At 63.0% G+C, this 16,768-nt stretch carries 16 protein-coding genes; 8 read left to right on the top strand and 8 right to left on the bottom strand.

The annotated features are described in order from the left end of the window. The first annotated feature begins 151 nt into the window (after positions 1-151). Together E5K00_RS18140 and E5K00_RS23280 are read left to right on the top strand one after the other, a co-directional pair. Positions 152-1,450: an aminopeptidase P N-terminal domain-containing protein gene (locus E5K00_RS18140; protein ID WP_135464688.1), complete on the top strand. Its 1,299-nt coding sequence runs from the start codon at positions 152-154 to the stop codon at positions 1,448-1,450. 298 nt (positions 1,451-1,748) lie between these two features. Further along, positions 1,749-3,203, top strand: a complete 1,455-nt coding sequence (locus E5K00_RS23280; protein ID WP_135464689.1) for an OmpA family protein — start codon at positions 1,749-1,751, stop codon at positions 3,201-3,203. Between the two features lie 455 nt (positions 3,204-3,658). Here E5K00_RS23280 and E5K00_RS18150 read toward each other — a convergent pair whose 3' ends face one another. From E5K00_RS18150 to E5K00_RS18165, 6 genes are all read right to left on the bottom strand, one after another. Next, positions 3,659-4,219 (bottom strand): DUF4252 domain-containing protein, encoded by a 561-nt coding sequence (locus E5K00_RS18150; protein WP_135464690.1) that lies wholly within the window; start codon positions 4,217-4,219, stop codon positions 3,659-3,661. 67 nt (positions 4,220-4,286) lie between these two features. Next, positions 4,287-5,822 carry a hypothetical protein gene (locus E5K00_RS18155; protein WP_135464691.1) on the bottom strand — a complete coding sequence of 512 codons (1,536 nt, stop codon included), beginning with the start codon at positions 5,820-5,822 and terminating at the stop codon, positions 4,287-4,289. Positions 5,823-6,018: 196 nt separating this feature from the next. Continuing rightward, the gene (locus tag E5K00_RS18160) at positions 6,019-6,426 is read right to left on the bottom strand and encodes an EVE domain-containing protein (protein WP_135464692.1); all 408 of its coding nucleotides are present in this window, start codon (positions 6,424-6,426) and stop codon (positions 6,019-6,021) included. 127 nt (positions 6,427-6,553) lie between these two features. Continuing rightward, the gene (locus E5K00_RS22885; RefSeq protein ID WP_167856942.1) at positions 6,554-6,727 is read right to left on the bottom strand and encodes a hypothetical protein; all 174 of its coding nucleotides are present in this window, start codon (positions 6,725-6,727) and stop codon (positions 6,554-6,556) included. Positions 6,728-6,841: 114 nt separating this feature from the next. Next, a complete protein-coding gene (locus tag E5K00_RS23220) occupies positions 6,842-6,967 on the bottom strand; it encodes a hypothetical protein (protein WP_262710095.1) in 126 nt (41 codons plus the stop codon). Between the two features lie 88 nt (positions 6,968-7,055). After that, positions 7,056-7,451 (bottom strand): hypothetical protein, encoded by a 396-nt coding sequence (locus E5K00_RS18165; protein ID WP_135464693.1) that lies wholly within the window; start codon positions 7,449-7,451, stop codon positions 7,056-7,058. 188 nt (positions 7,452-7,639) lie between these two features. Between E5K00_RS18165 and E5K00_RS18170 the strand changes: the two genes are divergently transcribed. The 4 genes from E5K00_RS18170 to E5K00_RS18185 all read left to right on the top strand — a co-directional run bounded on the left by E5K00_RS18170 (position 7,640) and on the right by E5K00_RS18185 (position 11,209). Further along, positions 7,640-9,385 carry a helix-hairpin-helix domain-containing protein gene (locus tag E5K00_RS18170; protein ID WP_135464694.1) on the top strand — a complete coding sequence of 582 codons (1,746 nt, stop codon included), beginning with the start codon at positions 7,640-7,642 and terminating at the stop codon, positions 9,383-9,385. Beyond that, on the top strand, positions 9,385-10,383 hold the full coding sequence (locus tag E5K00_RS18175) for a glycosyltransferase family 9 protein (protein ID WP_135464695.1): 999 nt from the start codon (positions 9,385-9,387) through the stop codon (positions 10,381-10,383). The genes E5K00_RS18170 and E5K00_RS18175 overlap by 1 nt, the downstream gene beginning before the upstream one ends. A gap of 94 nt (positions 10,384-10,477) precedes the next feature. Further along, the gene (locus tag E5K00_RS18180) at positions 10,478-10,933 is read left to right on the top strand and encodes an OsmC family protein (RefSeq protein WP_135464696.1); all 456 of its coding nucleotides are present in this window, start codon (positions 10,478-10,480) and stop codon (positions 10,931-10,933) included. 9 nt (positions 10,934-10,942) lie between these two features. Next, on the top strand, positions 10,943-11,209 hold the full coding sequence (locus tag E5K00_RS18185) for a UBP-type zinc finger domain-containing protein (RefSeq protein ID WP_135464697.1): 267 nt from the start codon (positions 10,943-10,945) through the stop codon (positions 11,207-11,209). Positions 11,210-11,383: 174 nt separating this feature from the next. Here the strand turns inward: E5K00_RS18185 and serS are convergent, their stop codons facing one another. After that, positions 11,384-12,658, bottom strand: coding sequence for a serine--tRNA ligase (serS, locus tag E5K00_RS18190; protein WP_135464698.1), 1,275 nt, complete (start codon positions 12,656-12,658; stop codon positions 11,384-11,386). A 468-nt stretch (positions 12,659-13,126) separates the two neighbouring features. Between serS and rho the strand changes: the two genes are divergently transcribed. Next, a complete protein-coding gene (rho, locus tag E5K00_RS18195) occupies positions 13,127-15,289 on the top strand; it encodes a transcription termination factor Rho (protein ID WP_135464699.1) in 2,163 nt (720 codons plus the stop codon). Positions 15,290-15,414: 125 nt separating this feature from the next. Then, positions 15,415-16,083, top strand: a complete 669-nt coding sequence (locus E5K00_RS18200) for a DsbA family protein (protein ID WP_135464700.1) — start codon at positions 15,415-15,417, stop codon at positions 16,081-16,083. A gap of 10 nt (positions 16,084-16,093) precedes the next feature. Here the strand turns inward: E5K00_RS18200 and E5K00_RS18205 are convergent, their stop codons facing one another. Further along, positions 16,094-16,726, bottom strand: a complete 633-nt coding sequence (locus E5K00_RS18205) for a hypothetical protein (RefSeq protein WP_135464701.1) — start codon at positions 16,724-16,726, stop codon at positions 16,094-16,096. Positions 16,727-16,768 lie beyond the last annotated feature (42 nt).

Raw genomic sequence — 16,768 nt, forward strand, 5'->3', positions numbered from 1 at the left:
CCGCCTAGCAATTCAGGTTCAAGCAACCCGGCAGATAGAACGTCATTCCGGACAGAGCGAGGAATGACCTTCGCCTGCGTGTGGCCAATCTATTTAACTTGCAGCCGACCCGCCTGCCGCGCGTCTTTCCTCGCCCAACAACTCCTTTCCTATGCGTTACGGTCCCATCGATCCGCAGCTGTTTATTCAGAATCGGCGCAACTTCGTCCAGCAGCTGCCCCCGGCTTCCCTGGCCATCTTCCACTCCAACGACACCATGCCCACCAACGCGGACGGGACCATGGCCTTCCGGCAGAACAACGATTTGTTCTACCTCTCCGGCGTCGACCAGGAGGAAAGCATCCTCGTGATTTTCCCCGATGCCAAGCTGCCCCAGCACCGCGAAATCCTGTTCCTGAAGGAAACCAGTGAGCATATCTTGGTGTGGGAAGGCTACAAGCTGACCAAGGCCGAGGCCCGCGCCCAGTCGGGCGTCGCCACCATCATGTGGGTCGATTCGTTCGAGTCGGTGCTGCCGGCCCTGATGAACGAGGCGGAAAACGTGTACCTCAACTCCAATGAGCACATCCGGGCCGTGGTGGAGGTCGAAACCCGCGACGCCCGCCTGGGCAAACAGCTGCGCGCGGCCTATCCGCTGCACCAGTACCGCCGCGTGGCCCCCATCATGCACTTTCTGCGCGCCATTAAGAGCGAGGAGGAAATCCGGCTGATGCGCGAGGCGGCCAACATCACCGAAAAAGCGTTCCGTCGCCTGCTGGGCTTTATCCGGCCTGGCGTGTGGGAATACGAGATTGAAGCCGAAATCCTGCACGAGTTTGTGCGCAACCGCAGCCGCGGCCCGGCCTACGGCAGCATCATCGCCTCGGGCGCCAATGCCTGCATCCTGCACTACGTGAGCAACGACCGGGAGTGCAAGGACGGCGACGTGCTGCTGATGGACTTCGGGGCCGAATTCGCCAACTACGCCGCCGACCTTTCGCGCTCCATCCCCGTGAACGGCACCTTCACCCCGCGGCAGCGCGCCGTGTACGAGGCCGTGCTGCGCGTGATGAAGCACGCCACCTCCCGCCTGGTAGCCGGCAACAACATCGAGGACTACCACGCCGAAGTGGGCCGCACGATGGAGCAGGAGCTCATCAAGCTCGACCTGCTCAACGAAAACGACGTGAAGAACCAGGACCCGGCCGCGCCGCTCTACAAGAAGTATTTCATGCACGGCACCAGCCACTACCTGGGCCTCGACGTGCACGACGTGGGTGCCAAGTACCGCGTGTTCGAGCCCGGCATGGTGTATACCTGCGAGCCGGGCATCTACATCCGGGAAGAGGGCCTGGGCATCCGCCTCGAAAACGACATTCTCATCACTACCTCCGGCAACGAGGACCTGATGAAGAACATCCCGCTGGAAGTCGCCGACATCGAGCGGCTGATGGCCGCCAACCGGGGGTAATATTCCCCGTCAGTACCCTAAGCGGAAAAGAGCCGCCCGACTTCTCGGGCGGCTCTTTTTGGTAGGCGCCGTTCCCGGTAGAGTGAAATATTCCGGATTTTTTACGGGGAGCTTTTTGGGCACGCGACCCGCTGAAAAGCAGGTAGAAAGCCCAGGTGCCGCTCCTCGTAAAGTAGCGTTCTGACCCGCTGAGGGCAACCTTATGCCTGGTAAAAAGTATAGACGGGTAGCTATGTTTGCGCATGGCTGACTTCGTTATGTCCACAACGAAGCTGATTTTCCATCCAAATTCGTTCCCATGAAACGTTCTCTAACCTCCTATCTGGCCCTGGGACTGACGCTGCTGGCGGCGGCCCCGCGCGGGCACGCCCAGACCGCCGACCGCAAGACGGCCGTGAGCCTCTACGGCAGCATGTACCAGTACAAAGGCAGCCTCGGTTCCGACTTTTTCAAGAGCGGCAACAACCACTTCGGCCCCGGCATTAGCATCAACCGCTACCTCACCCCCGGCCTCGATCTGGGCTTGCAGGGTGCCTATGTAGAGCTGAAAGGCAGCCAAAGCCCCGCCACGTTCTTCAACACCAACGTGGTGAACGTGAACCTGGCCCTGAAGCTGAAGCTCAATAACGGCTGGGCGCTGAAAGAAGACGCCGTGGTGCAGCCATACCTGCTGCTCGCCCCGGGCATTGCCTACACCAGCCGCGAAGGCTCGGTGCGGGGTAAGCGCATTGACGAGGACAAAACTTACTTCGACGCTTTCGGCGCAGCCGGTATTAACTTCCGCATCAGCGACGCGGTGGGCCTGTTCGTGCAAACCGGCCAGCACATTCCGCTCAACGCCAACCTCGACGGCGAGCCAATCCGCGACGACGACAAGATCGACGACCGGTATTTGCAGCACACCGTGGGCTTGACCGTTGCGTTTGGCAAGGCCAAGGACACCGACGGTGACGGCGTGCCGGACCGCAAAGACAAGTGCCCCGATACGCCCACCGGCGTTTCGGTGGATGAGAACGGCTGCCCCCTCGACGGTGACGGCGACGGGGTTCCGGATTACCAGGACAAGTGCCCCACCGAGAAAGGCCTGGCCAACCTCGAAGGCTGCCCCGACCGTGACAACGACGGCGTGCGCGACGGCGACGACCAGTGCCCCGACGTGGCCGGCAAAGCCGAATTGCGCGGCTGCCCCGACGCCGATAACGACGGTGTGCGCGACCAGGACGATAAGTGCCCCAACACCCCCGCCGGCACGCAGGTAGACGCCAACGGCTGCCCCCTGGTGCTCGACCAGGACAACGACGGTATCCTCGACAACGTGGATAAGTGCCCCGACACCCCGGCCCGCACCCGCGTAGATGCCAACGGCTGCCCCCTCGTGGTAGACCCCGCCATCAAGCGTCTGGAAGTGCCCGTGCGCTTCAAAACCAACAGCACCGTGATTGAGCCCAGCTCGTATCCGGCCCTGAACCGCATTGCCAACGCCCTGAAAACCCACCCCGAGTACAGCCTGCGCATCATCGGCCACGCCGATAGCCGCGGCACGGACGAGTACAACCAGGGCCTGTCGGAGCGCCGCGCCGAATCGGTGAAGCGCTACTTCTCGGGCAAGCAGGTCGATGACACCCGCGTCATCACCGAAGGCCGGGGCGAAGGTGAGCCCGCCGCGCCCAACACGTCGGCCGCTGGCATGTCGAAAAACCGCCGCGTCGAGTTCAAGTTTGAGTTCGTCATCACGCCCGCTCCCGCGATGTAAATCGTGGCCTCAGGCAACGCAAAAAGCGCCTTCCCGATGCGGGGAGGCGCTTTTTTTGTGCCCCGCGCTGTCGTCGCCCCCGGGGCTGCGCGGCCGGGTAGCCGCTTCGGGGGCTCCCGCGTGCCAAGTAGACACCCAACTGCTTTCGAAGGTCATTCCGGATTCCGGAATGGCCTTCGAAAGAACTTTTTAGGCATTCCGAATTCCGGAACGGCCTTCGAAAGAACTTTTTGGGCATTCCAAATTCCGGAATGGCCTTCGAAAGAACTTTTTGGCCGTTCCGGATTCCGGAATGACCTTCGAAAACACTTTTCGGGCGTTCCGGAATGCGGGAGGGATGCCAACGGATAGTTGGCCGCTTGCCGGCCGGCGGGGGCAACACCGTACGAAGGAGCCATAAAAAAGCCGCTACGGGGTGCGTAGCGGCTTTTGCCGGAAGGCAATACGTGAGAATGTTACCGGGCCAGCTCCCCGCTGACGCTGGGCAGGAACTTGACCAGCTTCTCGACCTGGCTTTTGGTGAAGTCGCCGGAAATGGCCACCAGCATAAACGATTCGGGGGCACCCTGCACGTTGCCGGTGGCTACCACTTCTTTCACCTTGTCGCCGCTCTGGCGGGCGGAGTAGCGCATAACGGTCGTGCCGGCTTCGGCCGCGACGGGCAGGGGCGTGTACCGCTCGTTGGCCAGCAGGCCGTCGACTTCCTTGGTCAGGCCCTCGGCTACCAGCTCGCGGGCGCCGCTGGTGGTGGGCGAAAAGGTGAGCACCTTCACGCTGCGCACCGAGGATATGGCCTGGGTCAGCTCGTTGTCGCCGCCCAGGTTGCCGAGCTTCAGCAGCAGCAGGCGGGTGGTCAGGCCCGCCGACCAGTCGGTGGCCTTGAAGCCGGAGCGGTTTTCGTATTTGCTGAAGAACTCGGCCACAGTGCGGGCCGGGGTGCCGGGGCCGCTGGTGCGGCAGCCGGTGGCCGCCAGCAGCGCCACCAGGACCCAGAGAGTCAGGATTCGGTTTTTCATAGCGTAAAAAAAGGCAAAAAGATCAGACTGCTCTTTCCATACGCAGGGCCGGGCCCGCCGTTCGGGCTTAGTTGAAATCAACGGTATTGATAAAGAACACGTCGCGCCCGTTCCAGCCGCTGCCCCGCACGTGCTGGTAGCCGAAAGCCAGGAAGCGGCTGCCGTACCAGGCCTGCATATCGGTGTGGGAGGTGCTGGTCGATTTTTCCTTCACCCCGGGCTTCAGCGTCGTCAGCAGCGGCACTTGCAGGTCGTTGGGGGAAGCGGCGGTGCGGTCGATGATTTTGTAGTGGATACGGTGCTCGTCGAGGTAGGTGAGGGCATAGCGGCGGTTGTCGGGCAGGGGCCGCAGGCGCACGGTTTCCTCCAGGCGGTAGCGCTCGGTATTTTTCAGCACGAAAGTGTTGTCCCAGAGCAGCGTGCCGCTGTGGTCGAAGCCGCACACAATGGCGTGGGTAGTGCGGTAGCCGTCGAAGTTGCGCATGCTGCCCATCACCCCGAAGCCGTAGCCGTTGTAGCGGTACTGCGGGTAATACACCTCGGCCACCAGCACGTAGCCCTCGGGGCTGGGTATCAGGTCGTGCATGAGCAGGCGGTAGTGCAGGCGAAACTCGCGGGCGGCGGCCTGCCGCTTGGCGCCGCGCTGCCGCAGCCGGGCCTGCCGGTTGGGGCTCATGAAGTCGAAGAAGTGCTTCAGGTGCAGAAAATCGTAGAAGCGCAGCGGCGGCCGGGCCCCCGTCGGGGTCAGGCCCAGGGTGAGGTTAGTGGCAAACAGGCCCTGGGAGTAGCGGTTGTCGCGCAGGGTGTAGGTGCCCATCATCAGGCGCGACGAGTCGCCGGGGCTGAGCTGGGCCGTGAGCAGGCTGCGGTTGCTTTCGGCCTGCACAAACTCGCTGTGCAACAGCTGGCCCTGGGGCGAAATCTGCTTGACCTGCAAGCGCGACTTGAGCCCGTTGGTCTGGCTGACCACGAATTTCACCTGGTTGGCCAGCGAGTCGGCCAGGAAGGTGAGCTGGCTTTCGGCGGGCTCGTACACGGCCGGCAGAAAGGTGAATTCGCCCGAGCGCAGGTTGAGCAGCAGCACGGTCAGGTGCTGCTCAATCTGGACCGTCACGAACAGGTTGCCTTCCAGGGCCTTCATGCTGATGGCTTCGTGCACCAGCTTGGTGTCGTAGGACGTGGTGCGCACTTCGCCGGTGCGGCTGTTGAGGGCCGCCACCCAGAGCTTGTTGCTGAGAAAATCGTCGTGAAACAGGGCGTAGACCATCGTGCCCTCGTTACAGATCTGGGACAGATAGTACCGGTCGGGCACTTCCAGCGGCTTGGTCCAGCGGGTTTGCAGCTGCTGGTCCAGCTTGTGGAAGGTGAACGTGCTGTTGCCCGCAAACGTGGGCTCCTTTTCAATCAGCAGCACGATGCTGCTGTCTTCGGGAATGGCCAGCACCTGCACCTCGCTCGACGATGACTGCAAATCCAGCTCTACGCGGGCCGTTTGGGCGGGCGCGTCGGGGGGCGGCGCGGGCAAGGCCTGGGCCCAGCCCGCGCCCGGGTGCAGGCCGCTCCAGAGCAGGAGCCAACAGAAGCTGAGTAGGGTTCGGATCATAGAAGTAAAAAGTCAGCTCGGCCGTGACAGCATCATTTTAAGGAAGATACGACGAAGCCAACAGATAGTCGGCGGCCGGTGCTAAACAGATGCAGCGGCCGGCCATTTTCCACACCGCCGCGGCAAAGTAGGCCGCAAGCGGGCACAAAAAAGCCCGACCCTTGCGGGGCCGGGCACCGGGCCGGGGCGGGCGAGCTTAGCTGCCCAGCTCCAGCAGCACGTCAAACTCCTCGGCCCGCAGGGGCATCACGCTCAGGCGCGACTGGCGCAGCAGCCCGATCTGGCTGAGGCGCGCCTCCTGCTTGATGTGGGCCAGCGGCACGGGGCGGGCCAGGGCCTGCTGGGGGCGCAGCAGCACGGCCACCCAGCCGGAGCCGGCTTCGGCCGTAGCGTCGGGGGCCGCGGGAGCCGCTACTTCGGCAATGCCCACCACCGACTTCTCGGTCATGCTGTGGTAGAACAGCACCAAGTCGCCGGGCTGCATCTGCTGCAGGTAGTTGCGGGCCTGGAAGTTGCGCACCCCGGTCCAGTCGGTGTGGCCGTCGCGCGTGAAGTCGTCCCAGGAATAGGCGCTGGGTTCAGATTTTACAAGCCAGTATTGCAAAGGTGAAGTGGTGAGTTAGTGAGTTAGTGAGATGGTGAGTTGTCGTTCTGACGGCGCGAAGTACGCTAATAGCGCGGATTGCACGACAACTCACCATCTCACTAACTCACTAACTCACTAACTCACCTTACTCCACGCGGCGCACTTGCAGCTTGTCGTTTTCCAGGGACAGCAATTGCAGGCCATAGCTGGTGCTCTGCCCGCTGGGCGTAATGCGGAACGTGCGGTTGTCCTGGGTGGTCCACAGGCCGGGGTAAATGGCGATGCCGTCGGTGGGTGAGGGGCCCCGGCCCACGAACACGCCGTTGGGGTCGAAGCGGAACCCGTGGCGGGGCCACGAGGTAGGAAAGGCGTACGTGTCGGGCCGGTAGATGCTTACGTCGCTGCCCGGCTGCGCTTCCTCCCACGATTCCAGCTAGTTGCGGCTTTGCACCTGGGCCTCGAAGGTGGCCGAGGTCAGGAGCGGACTGGCAGAATCCGACTCTTTTTGACAGCCGGCCAGCAGCAGGGTGGCCGAAAACAGGGAGAGAAAAAGGCGCATAGGGCTATAAGAGGGTGGGCAACGGTCAACGGATATATAGTCCGGATAGTATGTCGGCCGGAATGGTTGCACCCGGCCGCGCGTTTTTTTACTCGAGGCGGCGCACTTTCAGCAGTCCGTTTTCCAACGACACGATTTCGAGCTTGTAGTCGGGCTCCTTTTTATCGTCGAGGCTGATGAGCAGGGTGGTGGTGCTTTCGGCTTTCCACTGGCCCTTGCGGCCCTCCAGCCCGTCGGTGGGGGCAATGTCGTACTGAGTAAACAGGCCGTTGTGGTCGAACTGGAAGCCCGTGCGGCCCCGCGACGGGGGAAAGGCGTAGGTGTTGGGCCGGTACACGCGAATGTCGCCCTGGTCTTCCTCGTGGGCGTGTAGCCAGGTGCCTTCCAACTGCTTGAGCTTGGGCGTAGACGCGCGGGAGTCGGAATTGCAGGTACTAGCCAGCAAAAACATACTGAGGGAAGCCAACAAAGCGAGTAAGCGCATACAAACGGGCGAAAAAAGAAATAAAACCTGGACGAAGCCCCGCAGGAGGCCGTAGGAGCGAATGTACGACTTTGGCCCGTACCTTTGGCGGGCCGCTGCCTCAGGGTTTTTGGGTAATGGGTTTTTGTTTTTGGCCTTTGGGCCTAGCATCACCAACCAAAAACCAATAACTACAAACCAGAAACCAAGTGGACAACCGCGCCCTTATCCGTGCTTTCCGCCTCGCCGCGTCGCTCATGGAGTTGCACGACGAAAACCCGTTCAAGATCCGTGCTTACGAAGGCACCGCCGCCACGCTGGAACGCCTGGAGCTGCCCGTGGCCGACATGGACCGCACCGGCCTGCCCGACCGGACCGGGCTGAGCAAGACGGCCGCCGCCAAAGTAGCCGAGCTGCTCGACACCGGCACGTTTGAGGAGCTGCGCAAGCTGCTGGAAATCACCCCGTCCGGGGTGGTGGAGATGCTCAACATCAAAGGCATCGGCCCCAAGAAAATCCGGGCCTTGTGGCGGGAGCTGGGCATCGAAAGCCCCGAGCAGCTGCGCGACGCCGCCGAGCGGGACGAGGTGAGCAAGCTCAAGGGCTTCGGCAAGAAAACCCAGGATGCGCTGCTGGCCGCCCTGGAGTTCAACCAGGAAAGCCAGGGCAAGCTGCTGTACCCGCAGGCCGAAACGCTGGCCGAGGACCTGGCCGCCCGCCTGCGCGAGGCCCTGCGCACCGAATCGGTAGCCGTGGCCGGGGAAGTGCGCCGCCGCCTCGAAATCGTGGAAACCATCGTGCTGGTCGCCGCCACGGCCCAGCCCCGGCAGGCCCACGCGCTGCTCAACGCGCTGGAAGGCCTCACGCCCGACCCCCAACGCTCGGGCCCCTTCGCCTGGCGCGGCACGGCCACGGCGTCGGGCGTGAAGGTAGAGGTGCACTTGGTCAGCAAGGAAAACTTCGTGAACCAGCTGTTTCTGCTTTCGGCCACCGAGGCCCACCTTACCGAAGCGCTGACCCCGGGCGGGCGGGCCGGCTCGTTGCGGCAGCTGGTGAAGCAGGAGAAATTCTACCAGGAAACCGCCATCTACGAAAAGGCCGGCCTGCAGTACGTGGAGCCCGAGCTGCGCGAAGGGCTGGGGGAAATTGCCCTGGCCGAAGCCAAAAAGCTGCCCCAGCTGCTTACCGACGAAGATTTGCGCGGCTCCCTGCACAACCACAGCACCTATTCCGACGGCAGCCACACCCTGCGCCAGATGGCCGAGTTTCTGCGCGACCAGGGCTACGAGTACCTGGGCATCTGCGACCATTCGCAGGCCGCCCACTACGCCAACGGTCTGAGCCCCGAGCGGGTGCGGCAGCAGCAGCGCGAAATCGACCAGCTCAATCAGGAGCTGGCTCCGTTCCGCATCTTCAAGGGCATCGAGAGCGACATTCTCGGCGACGGCTCGCTGGACTACACCAACGCCGTGCTGGAAAGCTTCGACTTTATCGTGGCCTCGGTGCACTCCAACCTGAAAATGGACGAGCGCAAAGCCACCGAGCGGCTGCTGCGGGCCATTGCCAACCCCTACACCACCATGCTGGGCCACCCCACCGGACGGCTCTTGCTGCGGCGTGAAGGCTACCCCATCAACCACAAAGCCATTATCGACGCCTGCGCCCAGCATGGCGTCATCATCGAAATCAACTCCAACCCCTGGCGCCTCGACCTGGACTGGCGCTGGGTGCGCTACGCCCTCGACCAGGGCGTGAAGCTCAGCATCAACCCCGACGCGCACCACACCAACGGCTACGCCGACATGCGCTACGGCGTGATGATGGGGCGCAAGGGCGGCCTGACCAAGGACATGACGTTTAACGCGCTGAGCGCCGACGAAATGGCCGCCTACTTTGCCGCGCGCAAGGCCAACATCAAGCCGCCGCTGGAATACAAGGACTCACTGTTCGGGTAATGAAGATTCTGGTAGTCCGCTTTTCCTCTATCGGCGACATTGTCCTGACCACGCCCGTGGTGCGGGCCCTGAAGCAGCAGCTGCCCGGCGCGCAGGTGCATTACTGTACCAAGCCGGCCTACCGCAGCCTCATCGAGCCCAACCCCTACGTCGATAAGGCCCACTATCTGACCGGCACGCTCACGGAGCTGGTGGCCGAGCTGCGGCAGGAGCAGTTCGACTTCGTCGTGGACTTGCACAACAACCTGCGCACCAGTATTCTGAAGCTGCGCCTGGGGGTGAAGTCGGCCAGCTTCGACAAGCTGAACTGGCAAAAGTGGCTGCTGGTAAATGCCAAAGTAGACATGCTGCCGCGGGTGCACATCGTGGAGCGCTACCTGGCCGCCGCCGCCCCGCTAGGCGTCGTCGACGACCGGCAGGGCCTCGACTACTTCATTCCGCCCGATCAGGAAGTCGACCTGCAGACGCTGCCCGGCGGGTTTCAGCGCGGCTACGTAGCCTTTGCCATCGGGGCCCAGCACGCCACCAAGCGCCTGCCCACCGAGCGGATCATTGAGCTGTGCGCCCAGCTGCGCCGCCCCATCGTGCTGCTCGGCGGCCCCGAGGACGAAAGCACCGGCCACATCGTGGAAGAAGCCCTGCGCAACTCGCCCACTCACGCCTTCGCCCAGGCACCGATTTACAACGCCTGCGGCCATTATTCCCTGAACCAGTCGGCCTCCCTGGTGCGGCAGGCCCAGCTGGTGGTCAGCCACGACACGGGCCTGATGCACATTGCTGCGGCCTTCCACAAGGAGATTTTCAGCGTGTGGGGCAACACCGTGCCCGAGTTTGGCATGTACCCGTACCGCACCGAGTTTCGGGTACTGGAAGTGCGCGACCTGCCGTGCCGGCCGTGTTCCAAAATCGGCTACGCCAAATGCCCCCAGGGGCACTTCCGCTGCATGCGCGACATCCGCTTCGACCTGGGCCTGCCACCCACCCAGGATGGCCGGTAAGCTGGGCGCCGGATTGGGTTGAAGCGGCGGAAATGCCTATCTTTTAGCATTGCTGCCCGCCGGCAGGTGCCGGCCGGGGTTTACTACTTTCGCCATGTTTCCAGATAAACACGTGCTGGTGCGCGTCGGGGCCGCGGCCTTGCAGGCCGACGTGCAGGCTGGCCGCCATACCTACATTATCGATGAGCCCACCGAGGTAGGCGGCCAAGACTTGGGCCCCACGCCCTACGATTTGCTGCTTAGTGCGCTGGGGGCCTGCACTGCCATTACCCTGCGCCTGTATGCCAACCAGAAAAAGTGGCCTCTCGAAGCCATAGAGGTGCGCCTGGCCCACCAGCGCGTGCACGAGCACGACTGTGAACAGTGTGAGCAGCCTGGCCAGATGCTGGAAGAAGTAACCAAGGAGCTGCGCCTGATTGGCCCGCTCACCGACGAGCAGCGGCAGCGCCTGGAAGTCATTTCCCAGAAGTGCCCCGTGCAGAAAACCCTGATGAGCGGCCTGCGCATCACCACGCGGCTGGTGCCCGAAAGCGAATTTCTGCCTTCCTAACGGTTCTGAATGATGGCTCTTTGTCAACACCTGGCGGCCCTGGAAACCCTGATTCCGGCTGCCGCCTACAGCTGCGCCGAGTGCGTAGCCCTGGACGACACCTGGGTGCACCTGCGCGTGTGCCAGAGCTGCGGCCACGTCGGCTGCTGCGACTCCTCCAAAAACAAGCACGCCACTAAGCATTTCCGGGCTACCCAGCACCCGGTCGTCATTTCGGCCGAGCCCGGCGAGCAGTGGGCCTGGTGCTACAAGGACAGCCAAATGGCCGAATACTAATAAGCTGAACCCACCCGGGAGTAAGGGTCCATCCTTTTGGTACTGCCTAGCAGAGCTGGCGCACTGAAGTAGTCCGCCAGTTAAATTCGTCAAAGGAAGTACCGTAACCACCAGCAAAAAGCCCAACAGCCGGAGTCCGGGTGTTGGGCTTTTGCACGAGAAATAGCATTTCGCTTAGCCGATTTTGCTGAAGCCGCAGTAGCTGTGCAGCACTTCCGGCAGCCGGATGCCGTCTTCGGTCTGGTTGTTTTCCAGCAGCGCCGCCACGATGCGGGGCAACGCCAAAGCCGAGCCGTTGAGCGTGTGCAGCAGCTGGGTTTTGTTGTTTTCGCCGCGGTAGCGCAGCTTGAGGCGGTTAGCCTGGTAGGTTTCAAAGTTCGACGCCGAGCTTACTTCCAGCCAGCGGCCCTGCGCGGCGCTCCACACTTCCAGGTCGAAGGTCAGGGCCGAGGTGAAGCCCATGTCGCCGCCGCAGAGGCGCAGGATGCGGTAGGGCAGCTCCAGCTTCTGCAGCAGGCCCTCGATGTGGGCCACCATGCCGTCCAGGGCGGCGTAGCTGTGCTCGGGCTGGGTAATCTGCACGATTTCCACCTTGTCGAATTGGTGCAGGCGGTTGAGGCCGCGCACGTCGGCACCCCACGAGCCGGCCTCGCGGCGGAAGCAGGGAGTGTAGCCCGTGTTGCGAATCGGCAACTGGTCGGTCGCCACGATTTCGTCACGGTACAGGTTGGTAATCGGCACCTCCGAGGTCGGAATCAGGTAAAGGTTATCCTGGGCATCGTGGTACATCTGGCCTTCCTTGTCGGGCAGCTGGCCCGTGCCGTAGCCGCTGGCCTCGTTCACCAGAATCGGGGGCTGCACCTCGTCGTAGCCCGCGTCGCGGGCCTGGTCCAGGAAAAAGTTGATCAGGGCGCGCTGCAGACGGGCTCCCTGACGCTTGTACACCGGAAAGCCCGCGCCCGAAATCTTATTGCCCAGCTCGAAGTCGATGATGTCGTACTTCTTGATCAGGTCCCAGTGGGGGAGGGCGCCGGCGGGCAGCTCGGGTTTCATGCCACCCTCGCGCACCACTTCGTTATCCTGGGCCGAGCGGCCTTCGGGCACGCTGCTGTGGGGCAGGTTCGGGAGCTTATACAGAATTTGTTGCAGGGCTTCTTCTACTTGCACCAGCTCCTCGGAGTGGACTTTGGTTTGCTGCTTGAGCTCGGCGGTGCGGGCTTTCAGGGTTTCGGCGCCGGCTTTGTCGCCGCTTTTCATCAGTCCCCCGATCTGGCGGGCCAGCTCGTTGGCTTCGGCCTGGGCCGAGTCGTGCTCGGTTTGCAGCTGCTTGCGGCGCTGGTCGAGCTGCAGAATGGCGGCCACATCGGCCTCCGCCGTTTTATAGTGTTTTTTGGCTAGCCCGGCCAGGACCAGCTCGGTATTATCTCGCAGAACAGAAACTTGCAGCATAAGGCAGAAAACGCGGTTTTGAACAAGGGCAAAAGTAGGTTTTTTTGCATAGGCTTTCGGATAAAAACACGTTTGTTGTCCCGGTCCGGCTTCGCGCCTACGGCCAGTGGCAGGGGGTTATCGGTTTGCAGTCAGCTGTTTACCTGGTTAGGGAGCTGAACGGCCCGGCGCGCGGAAGCTTTGGGCCGGGGCGTTGCACCATTTGGGTAAAAAAAATGTATCCCATTTGGCGGTTCGGGCGTATTACGCTAACATTGCGTAAGCAAGCCGGCCGCTGATGCCGGGTCCGCAGCCATTTCCATTGCGCACGGCCCGATTTATCCCCAGCGCCTCCCCCTCGTACTTACCCCCCGTTTCATTCCGTACTACTGTGGTTTGCGCCGCCTCGCGGCTGCTTTCATTGCCCGGATTGGCCTGTGTTGCTTTGTGTCGGTTTCGCCCCGCCCGTTTTTCTCCCAGTTTTAGTGTATGTACAATATTGAAGAGTTGAAGGACCGTCTACTTTCCGAACTCAAGGAAATAGCGGAAGAGCTGAATGTCGGTAACTTCAAGAAACTCAGCAAGCAGGATCTGATTTACAAGATTCTGGATCAGCAGGCCATCACGCCAGCCGACAAGCTCCCCAAAAAAATCAAACCAGCCGACGAGCAGCCCGTGGCCGCGCCCTTGGCTTTTTCCGATGTGGCCGTTGCCGCCGCTCCCGCCGAGCTGCCCGCCACCGTGGCGGTAGCCCCGGCTCCGGCCCGAGCCAACTCGCGGGCCCCGCGCACCACGCCCCCCCGCCGTAATACCGCCGCTCCCGTGGCCGCTGCCGCCGTAGCCGCCGTGGCGGAAGCCCCGGTAGCCGTAGCAGAACCCGTAGCCGTGGAAGCAGCGGCAGAGCCGGCCGCTCCCGCGGAAGCCACCAGCCGCCCCATCAAACCATATCAGCGGCCCGAGCGCCGTTCCCGCTCGGAAGCGCGCAACCGCACGGAGGAAGAGCCGGTTGCCGTTGCGGAGACCGAAGCCGAAAGTCAGAATAATCCTACTGCGGAAGTAGAGCCCGCCGCCCCGGCCGAAGCCGTAGCTGCCCCCGAAGCATTGGTGGCCCCGGCCGTAGTGCGCGAGCCTCGCCCCGAGCAGCTGAACGGGCATCCGCGCGAACAGCGGGAGAGCCGCGACGGTGGCCGCGAGCCGCGCGACTTCCGCGAAAACCGGGAGCCCCGCGAAAACCGCGACGGTGGCCGCGAGCCGCGGGAAGCCCGCGAGCAGCGCGCCGACGCCCCCCGCGAATACCGCAACGACGTGCCCCGCGAAGGCCGCGACCAGCGCGACGCCCGCCCCCTGCGCGACACGCCCCGGGAGCAGCGGGAGCCCCGTCCTGAGCGCGAAGGCCGCGAAGGCCGCGAAGGTCGGCGCGAAGACCGGTTTGCCGCCCGCGACCAGCAGCGCCAACTGCGGCAGGGTGGCGAAGGCCGCGCCCAGGGTGAGCCCCGCCAGGGCGAGCAGGCCCAGCAGCGCCCCCGCAACGATTTTGACATCGTTATTCCCAGCGAAGGCACCCTAGAAATGATGCCCGACGGCGGCTACGGCTTCCTCCGGTCGCCGTTCTATAACTACCTCGCCTCGCCCGACGATATTTACGTGGCGCCCCAGCAGGTAAAGCAGTTTGCTCTGAAAGCCGGCGACACGGTAAAGTGCACAATTCGCCCGCCGCGGGAAGGGGAGAAGTACTTCGCCCTGGTGGGCGTGGAAGGCATCAACGGCCGCACGCTGGAGGAAGCCCGGGACCGTATCCCGTTCAGCAACCTCACGCCGCTGTTTGCCGAGGAGCGCCTGAAGCTCTCGACCAAGTCGAGCCAGCTGAGCACCCGCATTCTGGACTTGTTTGCCCCCATCGGCAAAGGCCAGCGCGGTTTGATCGTGGCCCAGCCCAAAACCGGTAAAACGGTGCTGCTGCAGGAAATTGCCAACTCGATTTCCGAAAACCACCCCGAAGTTTACCTCATCATCCTGCTGATTGATGAGCGTCCGGAAGAAGTAACGGACATGGCCCGCTCGGTGAAAGCCGAGGTGCTGAGCTCCACCTTCGACGAAACGGCCGACCGCCACGTGAAAATTGCCAGCATTGCCCTCGAAAAGGCCAAGCGCCTCGTGGAGTGCGGGCACGACGTGGTAATTCTGCTCGACTCGATTACCCGCCTGGCCCGCGCCTATAACACGGTGCAGCCGGCTTCGGGCAAGATCCTGTCGGGTGGTGTGGACGCCAATGCCCTGCACAAGCCCAAGCGCTTCTTCGGCGCGGCCCGCAACGTGGAGAATGGCGGCTCCCTGACCATCATTGCCACGGCCCTGATTGAAACCGGCTCCAAGATGGACGAGGTTATCTTTGAGGAATTCAAAGGCACCGGCAACATGGAGCTGCAGCTGGACCGCAAGCTGGCCAACAAGCGCATCTTCCCGGCCATCGACGTGCCGGCCTCCGGTACGCGCCGCGAAGACCTGCTGATGAGCAAGGACGAGCTGAACCGCATCTGGGTGCTGCGCAAATTCATGGCCGACATGACCGCCTCGGAGGCCATGGAGTTCCTGAAGGACCGCATGAAAGGCACCAAGGACAACGAAGAGTTCCTGCTGTCGATGAACGGCTAAGCTTCGTTGAATTATACCGGAAAGCGCCAGTGGAACCTCGTTTCACTGGCGCTTTCATTTTATGCCGGCCAAACTTTTTCGGTTCTTTGCCGGTCTTACTGCCTTTGCTGCTGATAACTCACCCGATGGAACAAACTCCCGACTTGCCCGAGCTGCTCTACATTTTCGACCCGCTGTGCGGCTGGTGCTACGGCATGAGCCCGGTGGTGGAGCAGGTTCAAAACGAATTTGCCGGCCGAATCACGGTTTCGGTGCTGAGCGGCGGCATGGTGACGGGTCCGAACGTGGGGCCCATCCGCCACGACTGGGAGTACATCAGCGCGGCGCTGGAGCAGGTCGAGAAAGTGGCCGGCGTCACGTTCGGGGAGCCTTTCCGGCAACTCGGCGCCGAGGGCAGCCGCATCCAGGACTCGGAGCCGCCGTGCCGGGCCCTGACCGTATTCCGCCAGCTCGACCCCTACCACCAGACGGCCAGCTTTGCCCACGCCTTGCAGCAGGCCTACTTCCTCCGGGGCCAGGACCTCAACGACCCGGCCACGTACCAGGTACTGGCCGCCGACTTTGGGCTGAACGTGGCCGAGTTTTCGCGCCGGCTGGCGTTGCCCGAAACCGCCCAGGCGACCCGGCACGAGTTTGCCGCCGTGGCCAAAATCGGGGTGCAGGGCTTCCCGACGACCATTCTGCGGGTTGGTAACCAGGGCTACCTGCTGGCTCGTGGCTTCATGCCCTACGACGCGTTTGCCGCCAGCATCGAGCAGGCGCTCCAGCAGGCGGCGGCCGAAGGAAACGGCTAAGCGCGGCCGTTTAGCCGCCGAAGCCCGGCAGGCGCGCCACCTGCTTTTTCAGCGGCGACCAGGCAATGCGGCGCCGGTCTTCCTTACCGACCAGGTAGTGAAAGCTCACCGCGTCGGGGCGCTTGCGCAGGTCGTCCCAGGTGGCGCGGTCCAGGTCGCCGGGGGCGTAGGTTTCCTGCGGACCGAGGGCGGGGCGGTGGAAGTTCTGCTCGGCGAAAAACGTGTCGAGGCGGCGGCGCACGAAGGCTTCCCGCTCGGCCTGGGTGGCGGTGGCCGACTTCATTTCGTACACCATTGAGGCTTCCAGGTCGGCCGGGCTCAGCATCTCGCGGAAGATGGTCTGCCCGGCCGCGTCGGTGATGGTAAACGTCACTTCCCCGTTCAGCACCGATTGGCCCCTGAGCACTACGGTAAACATATCGGGTGTGCCGGGGGCGGAAAACACGTGGCGCTGCCGCACGACTTTCAGCGTGTCGGTCTGGGGTGTAACGGCGCTGGCCCGGGTGGTATCCAGCGGTTCCAGGGGCTTGGTTGCGGCCGAGTCGGCGCTGGTGCCGGCCGCTGCGGTAGTCTGCGACGAATCGGAGGTGGAACAGGCACTGGCCAGGGCCAGCAGGGCGAGGAAAGCAGGTAGACGAGTCATAAAACGGGTAGCTGGTGAGCGTATGGGAAGTACGTAGCGGCC

Origin of the sequence: Hymenobacter aquaticus (assembly GCF_004765605.1) — a bacterium.
Classification (GTDB): domain Bacteria; phylum Bacteroidota; class Bacteroidia; order Cytophagales; family Hymenobacteraceae; genus Hymenobacter; species Hymenobacter aquaticus.